Source organism: Flavobacterium plurextorum (assembly GCF_002217395.1).
Classification (GTDB): domain Bacteria; phylum Bacteroidota; class Bacteroidia; order Flavobacteriales; family Flavobacteriaceae; genus Flavobacterium; species Flavobacterium plurextorum.
Genome location: NZ_MUHD01000011.1, coordinates 185,098 through 205,535, shown reverse-complemented (window position 1 = coordinate 205,535; position 20,438 = coordinate 185,098). Strand labels below are relative to the sequence as shown.

Here is a 20,438-nt window from a genome sequence, read left to right as displayed (position 1 = left end):
TATTAATTTTTTTTAACGTTTTTTTATGCATATTAAAATATTTGTGTATTTTGGCTATATACTAACGAAAAAACTAACCCAATGAGAGTCTACTTGCTAATTATGTTATTGTTCAGCGGAATATCTTTTGCGCAGAATACAATAACAGGTTCGGTTACAGATGGTAACAAACAATCTATTCCTGGTGCTAATGTTGTTGTTGCTGGAGAAAACAGTGGTGCGTCTACTGATTTTGACGGATCGTTTAAATTGACTACTAAAGCTAAACTGCCTTTTTCTATAAAGGTTTCTGCAGTAGGATTTGAAACAAAAATTATTAGTGTTACATCGGCAAATCAAAAAGTAAATGTGATCTTAAAAGATGAAGAGACTAAGCTTGATGAGATAGTCGTTTCTGCTTCTCGAACACCTGAGCGTGTTTTTGAGTCTCCTGTTACTATTGAAAGAATGGGTATTCAGGACATCAAAAAAACGGCTTCACCATCTTTTTATGATGGGTTGGAAAATTTAAAAGAAGTACAGATGAATACTAGTAGTATGACTTTTAAGTCGATTAATACTAGAGGATTTGCTTCAGTTGCTAATACACGTTTTATGCAATTGGTAGATGGTATGGATAACTCATCTCCGTTGTTGAATTTTGTGCTTGGAAACATGATTGGGGTTTCGGAAATTGATGTACAAAGTGTTGAGCTTCTGCCGGGAGCATCTTCTGCGTTGTATGGGGCAAATGCATTTAATGGAATTTTGTTTATGAATAGTAAAAGTCCATTTACTTATCAAGGTGTTTCGACTTATTTTAAATATGGTGTGACTTCGCAAGAAGCTGCGGGCACAAACGGGTATTATGATTTTGGTATTCGATTTGCGCATGCTTTTAATAAATACTTTGCAGCAAAAGCGAACTTTACCTATATGCAGGCTACCGATTGGTATGCAACAAATTATGATGATAAGACTAGAGGAAATATCGGTAGAGTTGATCCTAGTTATGATGGTATTAATGTTTATGGTGATGAGGCTTCGACAAATATTAAAGGAGTAGGTAAAAAATTAGAAGCAATGGGATTGATTCCTGCAGGAGCATCTAATCTTTTGCCTGATTCAAATGTTAGTAGAACAGGATATAATGAAATTGATTTAACTAATAATAAGGCGGCAAATAAAAAAATTGATTTCTCTTTTCATGGAAGGCCTTTTGGAGATGAGAGATTGGAAATTATCTGGCAAAGTAAATTTGGTACTGGTAATGCGGTTTATCAAGGAGGAAATAGATATTATTTGAACGATTTTTTTATGCAGCAGCATAAATTAGAAGTTAAAGGGAAGAACTTTTTTGTGAGAGGATATACTACATCTGAAGATGGAGGGCATTCTTATGATATGGTTTTTACAGGTATTAATGTAAATAGAAAATGGAAAGACGATAATACTTGGTTTGGTCAATATGCTGGAGCTTACATTCAGGGAACATTAGCCGGTATGACGCCGCAACAGGCGCATGCTGTGGGAAGAGCTACGGCTGATACAGGTCGTTTTATGCCCGGTACAGCTGAATTTAAAAATGCTTTTAATCAAGTTATAGCTGATCCAGATGTTCGTTCAGGCTCAAGATTGGTTGATAATTCTAGAATTTATCATTCTGATGCAAATTATAATTTTAGAGATTTGATAAAATTTGCCGAAATTCAAGTAGGAGGTTCGTTTAGAGCTTATGAGCTTAATTCTCATGGTAGAATTTATACAGATGCAAATGGACCGATTGATTATAATGAGTATGGTGCTTATGCTCAGTTAATGAAGAAATTCTTAGAAGATAGATTGAAGTTCACGGGTTCACTTCGTTATGATAAATCTAAAAACTTTGATGGTAATTATTCGCCGCGTTTATCTTTGGTATATTCAGGAGGAGAAAAGAAAAATCATAATATTAGAGCTTCATTCCAGACAGGTTTCAGAAATCCGTCAACTCAAGATCAGTATATCGGATTTAATATTGGAAACGCAGTATTGATTGGATCTGCTCCAGATAACTTAACTAGATTTAGTGAAACTTTTAGTTTAAGCGCAGAAGGTCAGGCTTACAGCGGCGGAAGTACAACTAAAAACATGACAGGTCTTGATGCTTATGGTAATTCTTATTTAGCAAGTTCAGTTAATGCTTTTTCAGCAATGGCAGGAAGCAATCCAATAGCGGCAGCGGCATTGTTGAAAAAAGCAAGGGCAAATTATGTGAAACCAGAAGAAGTAAAAGCTTTTGAATTGGGATATCGTTCTGTTTTTAATGGTATGTCAATCGATCTTAACGGTTATTATAATATCTACAATAACTTCATTGGTAATTTAAATGTGATTTCTCCTTTCTACGGAACAGCACAAGATAATCCAAATCTTGCAGGAGGAGTTACAGATCCAGGAGTTCAATCGGTAAGAGCGATTCAAAATGGAGAATATAGAGTGTATCAATTGTATACCAATTCAGATGTGGAGATACATTCATTTGGAGTTGGAGTTGGGCTTACTAAAAAAATAATTGCTGATTATGAACTAGGTGTGAACTACAATTATGCTCAATTTGATTTTGATCAAGAAAAAGACCCAAGTTTTGAGGCAGGATTTAATACTCCAAAACATAGAATTAAACTATCTATTGGTAATGAGAAAGTATTTAAAAATTTCGGGTTTAATGTAAGCGGAAGATGGAATAGTGAGTACGAATGGGAGTCTGGCTTCGCTGATGGTACAATCAAATCTGCTACAGTAATAGATGCACAGGTAAATTACGGAATTCCAAAATTGAAATCTGTTGTAAAACTTGGAGCTGCTAATATTGGCGGTAAAGAATACTATCAAGTAATTGGAGCTGGATTAATCGGGCAGCAGTATTTTGTTTCATGGACTATTAATCCATAATTGATTATTAACTATTAAGTCAAACACGTTATTTATGTTTCTGAAAGTGTATTTAGAAACAGATAATTTTAAAATATAAAAAATTATGATAAAAAATTTCAAATGGCTTTTATTGGTTTCTTTGACCTTTATGGCTTGTAATAGTGATGACGATGCAGTAACCGTTGTTGATTCGTCAGACGGATTGCCTTTGACATCTGGTTCTGCTAATTTCTCTAAATACGTTGCGTTAGGGAATTCTTTAACGTCTGGTTTTAGTGATGGTGCTCTTTTTAAAAAGGGACAAGAAGGAGCGTATACCAATATAATGGCACAGCAATTTAAACTTGTTGGAGGAGGGGAATTTAAAATTCCTTATACTAATGATAATATTGGTGGTTTGCTTTTTGGCGGACAGCCTAATATAGCATTTGGTCCGAGGCTCTATTTTAATACTACAGTTTCTCCAACTCATCCTAGTTCGACAGTTGATCCTGTAAGTGGTACTCCAACAACAGAAGTGATGAATCCTGCGGTTGCAGCTGCGGGTCCTTATAATAATACGGGTGTGCCTGGTGCAAAAAGTTTTCATTTACTGTCTCCAACTTATGGAGCGCCGGCTGGTTTAGCAAACGGAACGGCAAATCCTTATTATGTGCGATTTGCTCCAAATGGAACAACTTCTGTTCTTGCTTACGCAATGAGTCAAACGCCAACATTCTTTTCTTTATGGATTGGTAATAATGATGTTTTAGGTTATGCAACCACTGGAGGTGATGGTACGAACCCAATTACGCCAGCTTCTGGAGCTGCGGGTGTTGGTTTTGATGGGACATATGCGGCTTTAGTAACTACTTTAACTTCGGGAGGAGCAAAAGGTGTTGTGGCAAATATTCCATATGTAACATCAATTCCGTTTTTTAAGACTGTTCCTTATAATCCTTTAACGGCTTCTGCTATAGGTAAAGGGAATGCTGCTGTTGGTACAGCTACAATAAGCGCATTGAATGCTCAATTATACGGTCCGCTAAAACAAGCTTTGACAGCTTTTGGAGCGGGATCAAGAATTAATTTGCTGTCAACAACAGTGGCAAATCCATTATTGATAAAAGATGAATCGCTTACAAACTTGTCTGCGCAATTAACAGCGGCTTTTACGCCTACACTTGGAGCTCAGACGGCAGCTTTTTATGGTAATGTGTTTGGTCAGGCGCGTCAAGCAACTAAGACTGATTTAGTTCTTTTAACTACGCAATCAGCTATTGGAACAGCGCCTACAGCTGAAAATTCAGGAATAGGAGTTGCTCCGCCGGCTCCTTTGAATAATTTTGGAATTACGTATCCTTTGCAAGATAAATATGTTTTGATACCAACTGAAGTTGCAGAACTTGAAGTGGCGACAAATGCTTTTAATGCAACTATAAAATCTATTGCAGAGTCTAAAGGTCTTGCTTTTGTAGATGCAAATGCAATTATGAAACAAATTGATCAAGGAGGAATTTCTGTGAATAGTTTTACAATGGCATCAACATTTGTAACAGGAGGAACTTTTTCTTTAGATGGAGTTCATCCTTCGCCAAGAGGATATGCATTTATAGCAAATAAATTTATTGAAGCTATTAATGCTAAGTATGGATCAAATTTAAAAGGAGTAAATGTGGGTAATTATCCAATTTTATATCCTGCAGTATTGCCATAGAACCATTTTTTTTAATTTAAAAGCCGTTTGTTTTTTAAAAGCAGCGGCTTTTTTTAGTTGAATAAAAAATGCTTTAAATGGGAGTTTGAAGGCCTCATTTTTAGAATCAAACAAAATCATGCTATTTTTTATAAAAAAAATATTGATTTTATATTTTAAAAAATTATCTTTGCGCTCTGAAAAAAGAGGTATTTTCGATAAACCTAAATAGCTATTTAATAAACACATAAGTAATGTCAAAAGTAATAGGAAAAGTTGCTCAAATCATTGGACCAGTAGTTGACGTAGTTTTCAACGGTAAGGATGTTGAACTTCCAAAAATTTATGATTCACTAGAAATCACTAAAAAAGACGGAACATTGTTAGTTCTAGAAGTACAATCTCACATCGGTGAAAACACTGTTCGTACCATTTCTATGGACTCAACAGACGGTTTAAGCAGAGGATATGAAGTAGTTGGAACTGGAAATCCAATCCAAATGCCAATCGGTCCAGATGTATATGGAAGATTATTCAATGTAATTGGAGATGCAATTGATGGTTTAGGAAACTTGCCAAAAACAGGAGAAAACGGTTTGTCAATTCACAGACAAGCGCCTAAATTTGAAGATTTATCAACTTCATCTGAAGTTTTATTCACAGGTATCAAAGTAATCGATTTGATCGAGCCTTATGCAAAAGGAGGAAAAATTGGATTGTTTGGTGGTGCAGGTGTTGGTAAAACAGTATTGATTCAGGAGTTGATCAACAATATTGCAAAAGGTCACGGTGGACTTTCAGTATTCGCAGGAGTAGGTGAAAGAACACGTGAAGGAAATGACTTACTTCGTGAGATGTTAGAGTCAGGAATTATTAAATACGGTGATGATTTCATGCACTCTATGGAAAATGGAGGATGGGATTTATCTAAAGTAGATATGCCAGGAATGAGAGAGTCTAAAGCTACTTTCGTTTTCGGACAAATGAATGAGCCACCTGGAGCTCGTGCACGTGTGGCACTTTCAGGATTATCTATCGCTGAGTATTTCCGTGATGGAGCTGGATCTGATCAAGGTAAAGATGTATTATTCTTCGTTGATAATATCTTCCGTTTTACACAAGCAGGTTCTGAGGTATCAGCACTTTTAGGACGTATGCCGTCTGCAGTAGGTTACCAACCAACTTTGGCTACAGAGATGGGTGCTATGCAAGAGCGTATTACATCTACAAACAAAGGATCTATTACATCTGTACAAGCGGTTTACGTTCCTGCGGATGACTTAACTGACCCGGCGCCGGCTACAACTTTCGCCCACTTAGATGCTACAACTGTATTGTCTCGTAAAATTGCTGAGCTAGGTATTTATCCAGCGGTTGACCCGTTAGATTCTACTTCAAGAATTTTAACTCCTCAAATTTTAGGAAATGAGCACTACGATTGTGCACAAAGAGTAAAAGAAATTCTTCAAAAATACAAACAACTTCAAGATATTATTGCGATCTTAGGTATGGAAGAGTTATCTGAAGAAGATAAACTTTCTGTATCAAGAGCACGTCGTGTACAACGTTTCTTGTCTCAGCCGTTCCACGTAGCAGAGCAATTTACAGGTATTCCTGGAGTATTAGTAGATATTAAAGATACTATCAAAGGATTCAACATGATTATCGATGGTGAGTTAGATCACCTTCCAGAAGCTGCTTTCAACTTGAAAGGTTCTATTCAAGATGCAATCGAAGCTGGAGAAAAAATGTTAGCTGAAGCATAATTCAATTGATAATTATCAATTGACAATTATCAATTATCAATTATTAAAATTATGATTTTAGAAATAGTATCACCAGAAGCAAAATTATTTTCGGGAGAAGTAACATCAGTTACTGTTCCGGGAGTTGATGGAAGCTTTCAAATATTGAATAATCACGCTCCTATTGTTTCTATTTTAGAAAAGGGAACTGTAAAAATTGCAGCGCCAAGTTTTAACTTTTCTAAAGAAGTAGTGAGTAAGTTCACGAAGGTAAACGATCAGACTTATACATTAGAGATCACGTCTGGTACTATCGAGATGAAAGACAATAAAGTAATTGTTTTAGTTGACTAAATACAATTTTATAATAAAGAAAAAGCCAAACAGAAATGTTTGGCTTTTTTGTTTGTATTATATTGATGATTGTGTATTGTTATAGGATTCCCCAAAAACCGCTTGAAACATAAGTATTTACAGTAAATCCCGAAATAATTATCCAAGAGATAATCCCGAAAGCACTTGTAGAAAAGGCTTTTAATAATTGAAGTTTGGTACTTTTATTTAAAAACTTGTAATAAAAGAGCGTAAAGTAAAAGAGCTGAAAGAGCAGGAAAAGTAAAGCTTGATAATTAGGCGATAGGTGAAATAATAAGGAAATTGGCAAAATTAAAAGTGTATTGGCCAGTATGCAAAAACCTAACATATACATGCCTGCTACCAAATGCTCTGTATAGTTGTAGTTTTCTTTTTTGTAAAACAACCAGAAAAAGAATGCCGTGAGTGGCAAAGCCATCATTGCCATTAAGTTGGAATATTTTCTCATGAAATGAGTCATTTTTTCTTTTCGTTCATATAAGTGTACGATCTTTTCCTTTTGGACAGGATCTGAAATAGCGCTGAGTTCCTTGTTTTCTTGTGAAACATTAATAGCAGGTGTTTCTTTTGGGATGTTGGAAATGAAAACAAAGACAGCGGCAACCAGCAGGAAAAAATTAAGCGGTGCAAAGTACTTTTTTCTTTTACCATTTATATATTCTTTAGCTACAACACCGCTTTTTAATGTCAGGTCTCTAACAAGTTGAAAAATACCTTTGTCGGCATGTGTAAAATAATGAACAGCTTCGTGAAAAATTTCGTGTGGATTTATACGATGTAAATTGATTTTCTGACTGCAGTTAGGGCAATAATTAAAGTCGGAGTAATTAGATGTTTCGCAATTTTTACAAATGGTCTTCATTTTTTTCTTTTTAATAAATAATTAAATTAGTGGTAGTTAGTTTGTCGTTTTAAAATTAGAAAAAAAAATAATTAACAATTGTTTAAAATTTAAATTATAAACTGTAACCAACATCAAACCTGCTGCTTATTTAAAATTGACTTCAATTTTTATAACTTTGCTTTTATGAAATTACCTAAAAACCTAGCTCAAAAGCTTGAAAATAGAAGGCAGAATAATTCGTTACGGCAATTACCAAGTTTTAATAATCTTGTTGATTTTTCGTCAAATGATTATATTGGTTTTTCAAAATCAGAGTCGATTTTTAAACTAGCGCACCATTATTTAATCGAAAATGACATTATTCAAAACGGTGCAACAGGTTCAAGATTAATTTCTGGAAATCATTCCTTATATCAAATTACTGAGACTTTTATTGCGGAGTTTCATGAAGCTGAATCGGCTTTAATTTTTAATTCGGGTTATGATGCCAATGTTGGTTTTTTTAGCGCTGTACCGCAGCGAAATGACGTTATTTTGTGTGATGAATTAAGTCATGCTTCTATTAGAGACGGAATACTTATGTCGAATGCTAAATCGTATAAGTTTAATCATAATGATTTTGAAGATCTGGAACGATTGATCCTGAAATTTCCCGATACAAATATTTATATCGTTACCGAAACGGTTTTTTCTATGGATGGCGACAGTCCAAATCTAGAAGAATTGATAGAATTATCTGAAAAGTATAATTGTTATTTAGTAGTTGATGAAGCACATACTTTAGGTGTTTTTGGCGATAAAGGCGAAGGTTTAACACAGTATCTGCAATTGCATAATCGAATTTTTGCTCGAATTATGACTTTCGGAAAAGGTTTAGGCTGTCATGGTGCCGCAGTTTTAGGAAGCGTAGATCTTAAAGATTATTTAGTAAACTTCGCTAGAAGTTTTATTTATACAACAGGATTGTCGCCACATTCTGTTTCTACAGTTTTTACCGCTTATCAGCAATTGAATATCGAAAAAGATACGATTGGAAAGTTGAGGCAAAATATCATATTTTTTAATCAGCAAAAAAACTTATTGGGTTTAAAACCAATGTTTGTTCGAAGCAAATCAGCCATACAATCAGCCATTGTTCCAGGGAATGAAAATGTAAAAAAATTGGCGCAGCAGCTTCAAGATAAAGGTTTTGATGTAAAACCAATACTCTCGCCTACAGTTCCAGAAGGACAAGAACGCTTGCGCTTCTGTATCCATAGCTATAATTCAGAAGAAGAAATTAATCAGGTTCTGCAATTATTAAGCGGTTTTATATTTTGATTATGGAAGAAGGTTTTAAATTAGTTAGAAGTTATCAGTATTCATATGAAGCTCAGGTTTTTTGTGGTAAACTTGAATCAGAAGGTGTTGATGTCTATTTAAGAGACATGAATACTGTTGATTCAAATCCTATTTGGAGTAATGCGGTTGGCGGCGTTAAGCTTTTTGTAAAAAGCCAGGATTTTGAAAAAGCAAATAATATTCTATCCGATATTAGTCCATTTTCTCTAAATGAAAATAATGAGTTGATTAAATGTCCGCGTTGCGATGCTGAAGAAATAGAAATGGTAACCTCGATAAAGGATTTAAAAACACTTTTGGCTTTTGCACTCTCATTACTTTTCGTTTTGATTCCTATTTATTCAAAACACAGATATAAATGCAATAAATGTAAGTTTGAATTTGATTGATTGAAATCAGTTTTAAATTTTTTTATACTCCCAATCCCTTTGTTTTATTGGTGTTTGAAAAAAAGTAAAAATTTTTTGTAACGTTTTGAATGTTTGATTACTTACGAGTCGTAATCAAATAAATCAAAACAATTATGAAAACAACATCAACTTCAATCAGCGAAAAAATATTTCATTTCGTATTTACTTTTTTAACTTCAGCTGGACTTGGCTATTCTTTAGTAAACAGTTTTATTTTAAACAAACCAGATAAAGATCTGCTTCTGGTTATGATCTGTTTATTTTTTGCTTCAATGGCTTTATGGCAGAGAAAAAAATGGAACAAACAATAAAGAGGTTTCAATCATCAATCAAATCAAAAAAAGTCAATCAATAAAATAATCATCAATCAAAAAACAATCAGCAAAATGAAAAATTTATTTACATCAGCAATAGCAGCAATCACATTAGTTTTTAGTGGAACAACACAAGCTCAAACAAAATCTGTAAAACTCGAAAATTCTCTTTTATGGGAAGTTTCAGGAAATGGATTGTCGAAACCATCTTATCTGTACGGAACAATTCATTCTATTTGTCCAACAGATTATTTTTTGACAGAAAAAACAAAGAAGGCATTTCAAAAATCAGATAAATTAATTATTGAAATCAACTTTTCTGACCCAAATGAAATAGCAGATGCTCAAAAGTTAGCAATATCTCCAGAGCTGTTAAGTAAAAAATTAACGCCTGAACAATTGTCAAAACTAGATTCAATTTTACAAAAAGCTATAGGTATAAAAGTTCAACAGGTCGATAATTTAAATTTAGCAACTGTTATGAGTTTGATTACTATTAAAACGTTTGATTGTGAAATATTGAAATCGTACGAATCAGATTTTACAGATTTGGCTCTAAAAGAAAAGAAAGGCGTTAGTGGTTTCGAAACGGTAAAAGGGCAGTTGAATATGCTTTCTAATGCTTACACAGATTCTGAACTAATCGAATCTTTGGCTGATGCAAGTAAAGCGGAAACTAAAAAAATGGTAGAGGACTATAAAAATGAAAATTTAATGGATCTTTATGGTGATCTTGCTAATGAAAAGGTTATGAGTAAAAAAACTAAAAAATTTATTCTTGATGACAGAAATAGAGATTGGGTAAAGAAAATGAAAGATATGATGAAAAATGAAGCACTGTTTGTAGCAGTTGGTTCAGCACATTTGGCTGGTGAAGAAGGTGTAATTAATTTGTTAAGAAATGCAGGGTACAAAGTAAAACCAGTAATGAATTAGTATTATTTTGAAAGAAAAAGAACAAGAATTTTTAAATCGGATCGAAAGTCATAAAGGAATACTATACAAAGTTTCTAAAATGTACATGGATAATCATGATGATCAACAAGATTTGTTTCAGGAGATTATTTGTCAGCTTTGGAAATCGTATGATTCTTTTAGAAACGAAAGTCAGTTTTCGACATGGATGTATCGGGTTGCAGTAAATACAGCAATTGTTTTCTTAAGGAAGGAAAAACGTAAAGTGGATAAGTATGAAATCGCTTCTGAAAACATCAAGGAAGATGAAGGAGATTCGCATATTAAAGAAAGCCAAATCGATCATTTTTATAAAGCGGTTCAAAAATTAGAAAAAATTGATAAAGCGATCATTTTTTATCAACTCGAAGGTTTCTCTCATAAAGAAATTGGGGAGAATCTAGGAATATCAGAGGGAAATGCAAGAGTGAAATTAAACAGAGCAAAAGAGAAATTAAAAGAAATAATTAAAAATCAAGGATATGGATTTTAACGATATACAAAACGCATGGAATAACGAAAAGACAGATAATGTTGTTGTTCCTAATAATTTAGAAAAAATTGAGTCAGCAAATACACCGTTGGACAAGATTAGAAAGAATCTTAAAAACGAATTGCTTTATCAGGGCGCAGCAGTAATTCTTTACGGATTTGCACCTTTTTTGTTCGCTTTTCCAGAAAAATGGATCGCGCCGTTTTATTTGTTCTTTAGCATATTTGTGGCTGTTTGTGCGTACTATTTAGTAAAGCTGTATTTGTTCTACAAGAGATTAAATAACATTACATTAAAAACAAAAGACAGTTTGTATGAAACTTATTTTGATGTTAGGTTGAACATGGAATTGTATAAAACCTTCGGATTTGCATTAACTCCTTTTATTGTTTTGTTTTTAATTGGGTTTTTATACAACCGTTTTTCACAAGATCCAGGATTTGAGATCGCAAACTTTAGCAATTCTCAATTGATTAGTGTTTTTGCAGCAGTTACATCTTCTATTTTAAGTATGGGATTAGTTCTAGAATGGTGGGTACATTTTTTTTACGGGAAATACGCTCGAGAAATTAAAAAAGTCATAGATGAATTAAAAGAAGAATAAGCGAATAATAGAACCCATCGTCATGATGGGTTTTGTTTTTATTGGTACTTTTGTTGAAATTATTCTATAGCTGTTTAGAAATAAAAAGACTTTTTGAATAGTTGTGAAACAAGAAAATTATGAAAATATTTGTTACAGGAATTTCAACAGATGTTGGAAAAACAATTGCGTCTTCTATTATTGTTGAAGCCTTAGAGGCTGATTATTGGAAGCCTGTTCAGGCAGGAGATTTAGATAATTCAGACAGTCATAAAATCAAAATCAAAATCTCGAATAATAAATCTCAAATTTTCGAGAACAGCTATAAATTGAATACGCCTGCAAGTCCGCATTTAGCTGCAGAGATTGACGGGATCAAAATTGACTTAGAACAAATTCAGGAACCTAAAACCAATAATCATTTAGTTATTGAAGGTGCAGGAGGTATTTTTGTTCCTTTAAATGACAAAGATTCTATTATTGATTTAATTCAGCCGGAATATAAAATAGTGGTAGTTTCGAGACATTATTTAGGAAGTATCAATCATACTTTATTGACGATTGAAGCAATTCAGAATCGAGGTTTTGAAGTTGCTGGAATTATCTTCAGCGGAAGCGAAAATAAAGCAACAGAAAGTATAATTCTAGACAGAACAGGGATTAAGTTCATTGGAAGAATCGACGAAGAACCTTATTTTGATCAAAATGTAATTCGCGAATATGCTGATTTGTTTCGAGAGAATCTATTAAAAATGTAAAATGTGTTTTGTAAAAAGCAAAATGCTTTCATTTCACTTCTAACATAAAAACATGTCACCACTATGACTTTAACAGAAAAAGACAGCCAATATCTTTGGCATCCTTATACACAGCACAAAACAGCTCAAACTCCAATTGCAATTTCTAGAGGTGAAGGCGCTTTATTGTGGGATGAAAACGGTAAAGAATATATTGATGCAATTGCATCGTGGTGGGTAAATCCTTTTGGACACAGTAATAAATTTATTGCCGATGCTGTTTATAAGCAATTAACAACTCTAGAGCATGTTTTGTTTGGCGGTTTTACACATGAGCCAGCCATAAAAGTAGCAGAAAAGCTGATTGAAATTTTACCGAAAAACCAACAGAAGATCTTTTTTTCTGATAATGGTTCTACCGCAGTCGAGGTAGCAATAAAAGTAGCTTTGCAATATTTTTTCAATAAAAATGAAAAGCGTACTACTATAATTGCTTTCGAAAATGCTTTTCATGGTGATACTTTTGCGGCAATGGCGGCAAGCGGAATCTCTTTTTATACACAGGCTTTTCAGGGAATGTTTATTGATGTTGTTCGAATTCCGGTGCCGATAAAAGGACAGGAACAGGCAAGTTTTGATGCTTTGACGAATGTAATTCAAAATCATAATTGTGCCGGTTTTATATTTGAACCATTGGTGCAAGGTGCGGCAGGAATGGTAATGTATGAACCAGAAGCGCTGGCAAAATTAATTCAGATTTGTGCGGCAAATAAAGTGCTGACAATTGCTGATGAAGTTATGACTGGTTTTGGTAAAACAGGAAAAACATTTGCAATGGATTACGTTTCTGAAGAGCCAGACATGATTTGTTTGTCTAAAGCCTTAACTGGAGGAACTATTCCTATGGCAATTACGACTTTTACTCAAGATATTTTTGATGCCTTTTATGATGATGATATTAATAAAGCATTGTTTCATGGGCATACTTTTACTGCAAATCCAACAGGTTGTGCTGCAGTATTGGCAAGTATAGACTTATTGCAAACTGCAGAAATGCAGGCCAACATTGAAAGAATAAATGCGAGTCATTTAGAATTTCAAAAGAAGATAGAAAACCATTCGAAAGTAATTACCGCCAGAACATTGGGAGTTATTTTTGCAGTTGAAATTAAATCAGATTCAGAAGAAAGTTATTATGGCTCGATGCGAACAAAGCTTTATAATTTTTTCATTGAAAACGGAGTAGTTCTGCGTCCAGTTGGAAACATTGTTTACATTCTTCCGCCTTATATTATGACTAATGAACAGCTTCAAAAAGTATATAAAATAATTGAAGAAGCCATTGAAATGGTCTAGTTCTCTAGGTTTATTTAGGTAATGATCTGGTTTTATTTTTTACTTTGAAACTCTGTGAACTTTGTATAAACTTTTGCGAACTTTGCGGTTAAATAAAATAATGTGAATACACAAAAAATCTCCATAACAGCTTTTTCATCTATTTCTCCTTTAGGAAGTAATAAAGATGAAGTTTGGAAAAAATATCTAGACGGAAAACATTGTTTTACTAAACAATTTTTAGATCAGCAAGATACTTTTATTGCGGCTTTGAGTACGGATTCAAAGCAATTGATTGCTCAAATACGGGAATCAGATCCTAAATATAAGTTTTTAGACGATTCAGTTTTGTTTGCGTTGGCTGCTTCACGAAAAGCAGTTCAAAATGCAGGTTGGAGTTCCGAAGATGTTTTTGGTATAAACATTGGATCTTCAAGAGGTGCTACAGATTTGTTTGAAAAACATTATAAAGAGTATATCGAAACTGGAAAAGCACAGACTTTAGCATCGCCTACAACAACTTTGGGGAATATTTCGTCATGGATTGCACACGATTTGCAAAGTGAAGGACCTGAAATTTCACATTCAATAACTTGTTCAACAGCATTACATTCACTTTTAAATGGCGTAGCATGGTTGAAATCAGGAATGTCTGATAAGTTTTTGGTAGGAGGCAGTGAAGCGCCTCTTACAGATTTTACTATCGGACAGATGCGTGCGCTAAAAATATATTCGCGTATCGATCAAGAAAGCCATTCTTGGCCCAATCTTGCTTTTGATTTTGAGAAAACGCAAAACACGATGATTTTGGGCGAAGGCGCGGCAGTTTGTTGCCTAGAATCTGGAGAAAAAGAAAATGCGATTGCGTATGTTACAGGAGTGGGTTATGCAACTGAAATTTTAGAACATAATATTTCAATTTCGGCGGAAGCTGACTGTTTTCAGAAATCTATGAAAATGGCTTTAAAAGATACCGATTTAGATAGTGTAGATGTTATTGTGATGCATGCGCCGGGAACAATTAAAGGCGATTTGACAGAACTTCGTGCAATTGAAAAAGTTTTTGGTTCCAAACAGCCTTTGTTGACGACTAATAAATGGAAAATTGGACACACTTTTGGAGCTTCCGGAATATTGAGTTTAGAGCTTGCGCTTTTAATGATGGAACATGATATTTTTATCGAAACTCCTTTCTCAAAAAGAATAACTAAAGACAAACCAATTAAAAAAGTCTTGATTAATGCGGTTGGTTTTGGTGGAAATGCTGTTAGTATTTTAATAGAAAAGCCATAGTTTTAATTCATAAAACAAAAAAATCTATTTATCATTAGGTAAATGGATTTTTTGTTTTCTATAAAGAAGAAATGCTTTATCTGTAAATAATTTTTCGGGTTGTAGAGAAATCATTTTCTAAAATTGTTTTTACAAGCAGAATCTGATTGCCTGATTGCAGATTTGAAACAGTATGTTCTGTGCTTCCTACTTTCTTTTTTTGATATAGAAGTTTTCCCGAAATATCATAAATAGAAACTTCTTTAATTGATTCTTTAGAGGTAACTAATTTTATTGATTTATCCTTTACAGCTACTAAAAGTCCGTCTTCAATGTTTTCGAAATCACCAGTGCCTAATGTTTTACCAGTAAAGCGCAATACAAATCTTTTATCGAAGGTTCCGGCTGCCGTACTAAAGGTGTAATTAGCCGCTGATAAATCATGAATAACATCAGTTGTTTTATCTTCTAAATAAACGACTTGGTTATCAAACAATCCGTCGACATGATCTATCGAAATTGTAAATTCACCACCAATTGTAGCTTTATAACCAAGCGATATTAAATCGTTCTTGTCAAAAGGAAGCGCACGACCCTGAATTGCCATTAAGTCGGTATCAACAATACTGTAAAAATCTAAGTAAGCATTTTCGTCAAGTGTCGATGCATCATAATTAAAATCCCAATTGTTTGTTGCGCCCTCAACATAACCAATCAAAGTTTGTTTAAAAGCACCGCCTGCATTACTGCAATTTAACCATAAACGACTTTTTTCAGTTTTAGCAGTTTGTGCTTTTTTGAAAAAAGCTGTGTTTTTACCGCCTAAACGCATATCATTGTTAAAAACAATTTTAGTTGCAGCATTTGGATAAATAAAGAAACCTTGTCCCGCAGCAATATTTCCGTTGTTAGTTCCTTTAGGATCTGTTACTGTTCCGCCAGTTCCCGTATAAACGGCATAATCATCACTTGAATAATAAGACGAAACATCGTTAGGATTATTTGTTTTAGAAGGCGGTAATCCGTGTGTCCAGAAATATAATGGTCCAATATGATCGTAAGTACTCATTAATTCATCAGCGCTGATAGATGACGGATATGGATTTCCAATTAAATTCCAATGATCTGCAGTTGGCGTAAAAGGAATGTCTCCATTATTCGGAATCCCAACAAAAGAAGCTGTGTATACTTTTTTATTCGTAATGGTCACGTCATAAGTTTGTGGTGCTCTAACATTGTATCCTCTTCCTGGAATCATAACTTTTGCACCATAAGGATGTATTACCCATCCTGAAAATGGGTCATAGCTTGTATATTTATCGCCTAAAGTATCAGGAGATAAATTGTGCAGTGTAAAAGCAGAAGCTTCTGTAACTGGTGATGACCAAAAAGTAATGTCATAACGATAAACAGGAGTTGTGTTTCTTTGAAGCTCAAAAGACTTAAAATCTCCAGAATAAGATGTTTTACTAGTGTTGCTCTGCATTAAAGAACCTCCATTTTCGATTAGTAATTTTCCTTTGGAAGCTACCGTTATATTTTCATTTACGGTTAAAGTACGGTCAGAAGGAACAGTAAGAGTAACCTCAGAGTTTATCGTGCAAGAACAAACTTCAAGATCGGTCTTTAAAGTCATATTAGCAGCAATTGTTATTGCAGTATTTTTTGTTGGAGGAGTACCTGTTCCGTCGTAAATAGTTGGAATTTCAATAAATTTTACGGCAATATTAGCATTACCAGCATCTTCTAAAAGACGTATTTCAATTCTAGAATCTTTGTTTAGCTCGTAAATCTCACCTTTATTAATTATTACTGAGGTTGTTGTGTGACTTTTTTGTTCAAAAATCTGATTATCGTCAAGATAAATTCTTCCTACATCGTCACAATTTACAAGTTCTATTTGATAACGGCCGCAAGGGAATCCTTGACGTTTGTAGGTAATAGTAAAATTGTTATCGGCTATAGCCGCACCCTGCCATCCTGAATAAGAAGAAGGTGATTGATCTGCATTCCAAAGCAGTTGAGTGTTTATGTCTAAATGGTTATCTACATAAGATCCAGCATATGCAGAAGCGGGTAAACTTATATCGGGTACCGTAAAACCATAAACATTCCATTTATCAATACCATAAGGAAGTGCAGCGTCTCCCTTTATTTCTCCATATGAAAAAGAAACCCTTGCATCGCCTTTTTTCTCATAATATTCTAAAACAAAAGAATGAGGTTTACCGTCTAAAGAAATTTGCGCTGCATAAAGGCTATAGCTATGATCGCCCCAGGAAACTACTGGGCCGAGATCGATTAGTTTGTTGTCGATATAAAGTCTTACACCATCATCACCTCCAATTGTAAAATTGTATTTACCTGCCGGAATGGTAGTTTGCATCTTGTATCGAACAAAGAAAAGATCCGAGGGCGGTGTAATACATTTGATGTTGGTTGTTAATCCAGTTATTTGGTTTGAACCAACGTTTCTGTCAAACAATTTTGGTTCAGTAACAGTTCCTATGTAAGCAGCATCGCTGGAAATTGGTAAAGTTGTTGGAGTAGAAGGATTTGGAGCATTTTCACTGGTGTAAGTGTAGACATAACCAATCCAAGAATCAGTTCCAAATTTTGTTTGATCACCTTCAGGAATACAAGATTCAATTTCATGGGCTCCCATATATGGTTTTACTCTTTTTGTTCCATCTATATCAGTAGGAACTTCAGAAAGTATTTTTCCAGACAAATTTTCATTATCGCTGTTATTTTTAGCTAAGTAAAGATCAGTAGTGTTTGCGAAAATTGGAGCAAAAGATTTTGATGCACCATCCTTCAAAGTAGCTTCTTTCCATTTGTCAAGATCTAACTTTCGATTTGTAGAAGTGTAGTAACTGCCAAAACAACCTAAAAATTGAGTACTGTAATAATCATTATAATCTAAATATGTAAAGTTATTTCGGTTTGATACTTCTGAAAAAATAGCAAAACGCATACTGCCCGAAGTCTGCATATTAGCAAAAATATTATTTCTAATATCCAAACCAGATCCGTCTTTAATGTATAACGCAGCTGATGATCCTGAGTTTTGATTTGAAGTAAGTTTTACACTATTGTGATAAAGTTTAATATTTGAACCGCTGTTAATATAAATTCCAAATCCATCCTGACTTGAAGCATTACCTCCACCATTAGATTTTACGTCATTTACGAAGTTATTGTACACTAATTGGTCGTTTCCTGAAAAATGTATTCCTGCGGCAGTTGTACCTGATGTGGCAAAAACAGAAGTGATTCTATTTCCGTAAATTGTAGTTTGGTTACCTTCAGATTTTATTCCGTAACTTCCATTGAAGCTCGAAGTTAAAGATGAAATGGTGTTTTCATTGATTAAATTGTTGTTTCCTACAACGCAAATACCATAACCTAAGCCGTTTCCTGCACCATTTTCTATGTCTGAAACGAGGTTTTTAGTTAAAACTCCAGAATTAGAATTCTCTAAAAATATTCCAGAGTTTAGACTCTTTCCTCCGTATGAGCTAGGAAGTCTAACGCCTTTGATGATGTTATTTGAAATAGTAAAGATGTTGACATTTTGCATGTAGATTCCTAAAAATGGTTTAGTATCATTATCAGTAGAGCCTATTTTGTTCTTTTCTATTGTCCAGTTTGTGTTTGATTGATTTTGTCCGTTCACAATTACAGCCTGTTTAACATCTGTAAAAGTTACATTGCTTATAGTATTCGAACTATTATTGCCATTGCCTTCAATATTGCTGCTTCCAGCCAATACGCCAGTTGAATAAGTACCAATTTTTGGACCTAGAATGTTTAATTGAATAGTTAGATTTTGAATCTTGTTATTGTCAGCACCATTGTACAGCCAAATTCCCATTCTAGCATTGTAGCTGTCGTTTATATCAAAAGTATTATAGATTTTTAGGCTGTTATCTGTATGACCATTATTACCATCAATTATAATATTATCGGCTCCATCAAGAACAATGACTCCATTTTTAGAAAAATTTCCAGAAATTCTAATATTGGCACCCTCTTTTGGTTTAATTGTTAAGGTATTTGTGGCGCTTGATCCAGAGAGCGCTTTTATGACAAGAGGAGTAGAGAGCAATTGACTTTCTTCTAATTGAAAAGTAACTGGTTTAGAAAGTCCCTTTTTGGTAATTTCAGTAATGGCACTTTCTAAAGTTTTAAATTTATCATTTGGATTTGAGTTACTAATAAAATAATCGCCGCTTAGAGCTTGTGAAAATCCAAAAAAAGGTAATAGTAAAAAGAAAAGTAGAGTTCTAATCATGCTAAATGTTTCTATCAGATTATTGTGCTGGAATAAGGTTTTTTAAGCCGGCGCAAAGATAAATACATCTACGTCATTGACCTTTAGAGGGTTTTCAACTGACTTATATAATCGATGAAATGCCTAAATAGTCGACAAAGAGTAAAAGGAAAAATAAGGTTCTGTGGAAATTCCTATAAAACAATGGCTTTTAAAATTGAAAAAATCGCAATTTGGAGCCATAATTTGAATTTTTTTTGAAGAAAAAGCAGATAAAACGCGAGGTTGAGCGTTTATTTCGCAGAAGATATTCAATAAGTAATTATGAATTTTCTTATCAAATAGAGAGGTTTTTTTCTAAAACATAGTAGTTTTTTAATGTCATTTTGTAAAATGACAGCTCGATTTAAAGGCTTTCTAAGTCTTTGGCCTTTTCATAAACCAGATTACTTTCATATCCTCTTCGGAGCATATAGTCGCAGAACTTTTTGCGTTTTTTTAATATATTTTTCTCCTGTATACTATTCCAAGATCTTTCAGAAAGATTTTCAAAAGTTTCAATATATTCTTCTTGAGAAATCTCTTTGAGTGCAAGAGTGATATTTGTACTGGAAATATTTCGAAACTTCAGTTCATTTGTAATTCTAAGCTTACCCCAATGTTTAATGCGATGTTTTCCTCTGGCAAAACTGCAGGCAAAACGTGTTTCATTCAAGAAATTGCCTTCAATTAATTGAACCAGAATTAGATCAATTTCGTCAGAAGTCATTTTTAAACTGTAAAGTTTTGATACAACTTCATCATGACAACGCTCCTGATAAGCACAAAAGTGTTCTAATTTCTGTAAAGCTTCTTTCGGAGTGTGAATTGAATTCATGTGTTTTTTCTTTCTTTTTAACTATTATTGCTAAAAATAGTCATTTTGTTGTTAAATTTTTAAAGAAAATAGAGGTTATTCTTAAAAAGAAAACATGTAAAATGTTGTCTATATTCTGAAATTAAATATTTTTGTACTATAGAATTACACATTATAGACTGTGTGAAAAACAGAATATTAGCCTTTATTTTTTTAATGTAAATAAGATCCAAAGTTATTTATATCTAAAAAATAAATTGGTTGTGGTGGTTTCTATAAAACCAAAAACAAATTTAAATAAATCCCCCAATTTATTATGATTCAAAATTTACT

General features: G+C 33.7%; 16 protein-coding genes. 13 read left to right on the top strand and 3 right to left on the bottom strand.

The features are described 5' to 3' along the window. Positions 1-81: 81 nt before the first annotated feature. From B0A81_RS06025 to B0A81_RS06005, 4 genes are all read left to right on the top strand, one after another. Positions 82-2,913 (top strand): TonB-dependent receptor domain-containing protein, encoded by a 2,832-nt coding sequence (locus B0A81_RS06025; protein ID WP_089057180.1) that lies wholly within the window; start codon positions 82-84, stop codon positions 2,911-2,913. 85 nt (positions 2,914-2,998) lie between these two features. Next, entirely contained in the window at positions 2,999-4,591 is a 1,593-nt protein-coding gene (locus B0A81_RS06020) for an SGNH/GDSL hydrolase family protein (RefSeq protein ID WP_089057179.1), read from the top strand. Positions 4,592-4,824: 233 nt separating this feature from the next. Then, positions 4,825-6,336, top strand: a complete 1,512-nt coding sequence (gene atpD, locus B0A81_RS06010; protein WP_089053364.1) for a F0F1 ATP synthase subunit beta — start codon at positions 4,825-4,827, stop codon at positions 6,334-6,336. A gap of 51 nt (positions 6,337-6,387) precedes the next feature. Continuing rightward, entirely contained in the window at positions 6,388-6,669 is a 282-nt protein-coding gene (locus B0A81_RS06005) for a F0F1 ATP synthase subunit epsilon (protein WP_089057177.1), read from the top strand. Positions 6,670-6,748: 79 nt separating this feature from the next. Here B0A81_RS06005 and B0A81_RS06000 read toward each other — a convergent pair whose 3' ends face one another. Further along, positions 6,749-7,552, bottom strand: coding sequence for a DUF3667 domain-containing protein (locus tag B0A81_RS06000; RefSeq protein WP_089057176.1), 804 nt, complete (start codon positions 7,550-7,552; stop codon positions 6,749-6,751). Positions 7,553-7,717: 165 nt separating this feature from the next. On the opposite strand from B0A81_RS06000, the gene B0A81_RS05995 reads away from it, so the two are divergent. The 9 genes from B0A81_RS05995 (at position 7,718) to B0A81_RS05955 (ending at position 14,994) form a co-directional block, all read left to right on the top strand. Beyond that, positions 7,718-8,854, top strand: coding sequence for an aminotransferase class I/II-fold pyridoxal phosphate-dependent enzyme (locus B0A81_RS05995; protein WP_089057175.1), 1,137 nt, complete (start codon positions 7,718-7,720; stop codon positions 8,852-8,854). A gap of 2 nt (positions 8,855-8,856) precedes the next feature. Next, positions 8,857-9,264: a hypothetical protein gene (locus B0A81_RS05990; RefSeq protein WP_089057174.1), complete on the top strand. Its 408-nt coding sequence runs from the start codon at positions 8,857-8,859 to the stop codon at positions 9,262-9,264. A gap of 134 nt (positions 9,265-9,398) precedes the next feature. After that, complete coding sequence (locus tag B0A81_RS05985) at positions 9,399-9,596, top strand: hypothetical protein (protein ID WP_089057173.1); 198 nt, start codon at positions 9,399-9,401, stop codon at positions 9,594-9,596. Between the two features lie 75 nt (positions 9,597-9,671). Continuing rightward, a complete protein-coding gene (locus tag B0A81_RS05980) occupies positions 9,672-10,535 on the top strand; it encodes a TraB/GumN family protein (RefSeq protein ID WP_089057172.1) in 864 nt (287 codons plus the stop codon). 7 nt (positions 10,536-10,542) lie between these two features. Next, complete coding sequence (locus B0A81_RS05975; protein ID WP_089057171.1) at positions 10,543-11,046, top strand: RNA polymerase sigma factor; 504 nt, start codon at positions 10,543-10,545, stop codon at positions 11,044-11,046. Continuing rightward, entirely contained in the window at positions 11,036-11,650 is a 615-nt protein-coding gene (locus B0A81_RS05970) for a hypothetical protein (RefSeq protein ID WP_089057170.1), read from the top strand. The genes B0A81_RS05975 and B0A81_RS05970 overlap by 11 nt, the downstream gene beginning before the upstream one ends. Before the next feature lie 119 nt (positions 11,651-11,769). Next, entirely contained in the window at positions 11,770-12,387 is a 618-nt protein-coding gene (bioD, locus tag B0A81_RS05965) for a dethiobiotin synthase (protein WP_089057169.1), read from the top strand. 63 nt (positions 12,388-12,450) lie between these two features. Then, the gene (bioA, locus tag B0A81_RS05960) at positions 12,451-13,722 is read left to right on the top strand and encodes an adenosylmethionine--8-amino-7-oxononanoate transaminase (protein WP_089057168.1); all 1,272 of its coding nucleotides are present in this window, start codon (positions 12,451-12,453) and stop codon (positions 13,720-13,722) included. A 102-nt stretch (positions 13,723-13,824) separates the two neighbouring features. Next, positions 13,825-14,994, top strand: a complete 1,170-nt coding sequence (locus tag B0A81_RS05955) for a beta-ketoacyl synthase N-terminal-like domain-containing protein (RefSeq protein ID WP_089057167.1) — start codon at positions 13,825-13,827, stop codon at positions 14,992-14,994. Between the two features lie 76 nt (positions 14,995-15,070). Here the strand turns inward: B0A81_RS05955 and B0A81_RS05950 are convergent, their stop codons facing one another. Together B0A81_RS05950 and B0A81_RS05945 are read right to left on the bottom strand one after the other, a co-directional pair. After that, positions 15,071-19,270: a T9SS sorting signal type C domain-containing protein gene (locus tag B0A81_RS05950; protein WP_089057166.1), complete on the bottom strand. Its 4,200-nt coding sequence runs from the start codon at positions 19,268-19,270 to the stop codon at positions 15,071-15,073. Between the two features lie 385 nt (positions 19,271-19,655). Then, positions 19,656-20,126, bottom strand: a complete 471-nt coding sequence (locus B0A81_RS05945; RefSeq protein WP_089057165.1) for a regulatory protein RecX — start codon at positions 20,124-20,126, stop codon at positions 19,656-19,658. Between the last annotated feature and the right edge of the window lie 312 nt (positions 20,127-20,438).

Coding starts and splice junctions, on each gene's coding strand:
- B0A81_RS06025 (WP_089057180.1), top strand. CDS start 82: ATGAGAGTCTACTTGCTAATTATGTTATTGTTCAGCGGAATATCTTTT.
- B0A81_RS06020 (WP_089057179.1), top strand. CDS start 2,999: ATGATAAAAAATTTCAAATGGCTTTTATTGGTTTCTTTGACCTTTATG.
- atpD (WP_089053364.1), top strand. CDS start 4,825: ATGTCAAAAGTAATAGGAAAAGTTGCTCAAATCATTGGACCAGTAGTT.
- B0A81_RS06005 (WP_089057177.1), top strand. CDS start 6,388: ATGATTTTAGAAATAGTATCACCAGAAGCAAAATTATTTTCGGGAGAA.
- B0A81_RS06000 (WP_089057176.1), bottom strand. CDS start 7,552: ATGAAGACCATTTGTAAAAATTGCGAAACATCTAATTACTCCGACTTT.
- B0A81_RS05995 (WP_089057175.1), top strand. CDS start 7,718: ATGAAATTACCTAAAAACCTAGCTCAAAAGCTTGAAAATAGAAGGCAG.
- B0A81_RS05990 (WP_089057174.1), top strand. CDS start 8,857: ATGGAAGAAGGTTTTAAATTAGTTAGAAGTTATCAGTATTCATATGAA.
- B0A81_RS05985 (WP_089057173.1), top strand. CDS start 9,399: ATGAAAACAACATCAACTTCAATCAGCGAAAAAATATTTCATTTCGTA.
- B0A81_RS05980 (WP_089057172.1), top strand. CDS start 9,672: ATGAAAAATTTATTTACATCAGCAATAGCAGCAATCACATTAGTTTTT.
- B0A81_RS05970 (WP_089057170.1), top strand. CDS start 11,036: ATGGATTTTAACGATATACAAAACGCATGGAATAACGAAAAGACAGAT.
- bioD (WP_089057169.1), top strand. CDS start 11,770: ATGAAAATATTTGTTACAGGAATTTCAACAGATGTTGGAAAAACAATT.
- bioA (WP_089057168.1), top strand. CDS start 12,451: ATGACTTTAACAGAAAAAGACAGCCAATATCTTTGGCATCCTTATACA.
- B0A81_RS05950 (WP_089057166.1), bottom strand. CDS start 19,270: ATGATTAGAACTCTACTTTTCTTTTTACTATTACCTTTTTTTGGATTT.
- B0A81_RS05945 (WP_089057165.1), bottom strand. CDS start 20,126: ATGAATTCAATTCACACTCCGAAAGAAGCTTTACAGAAATTAGAACAC.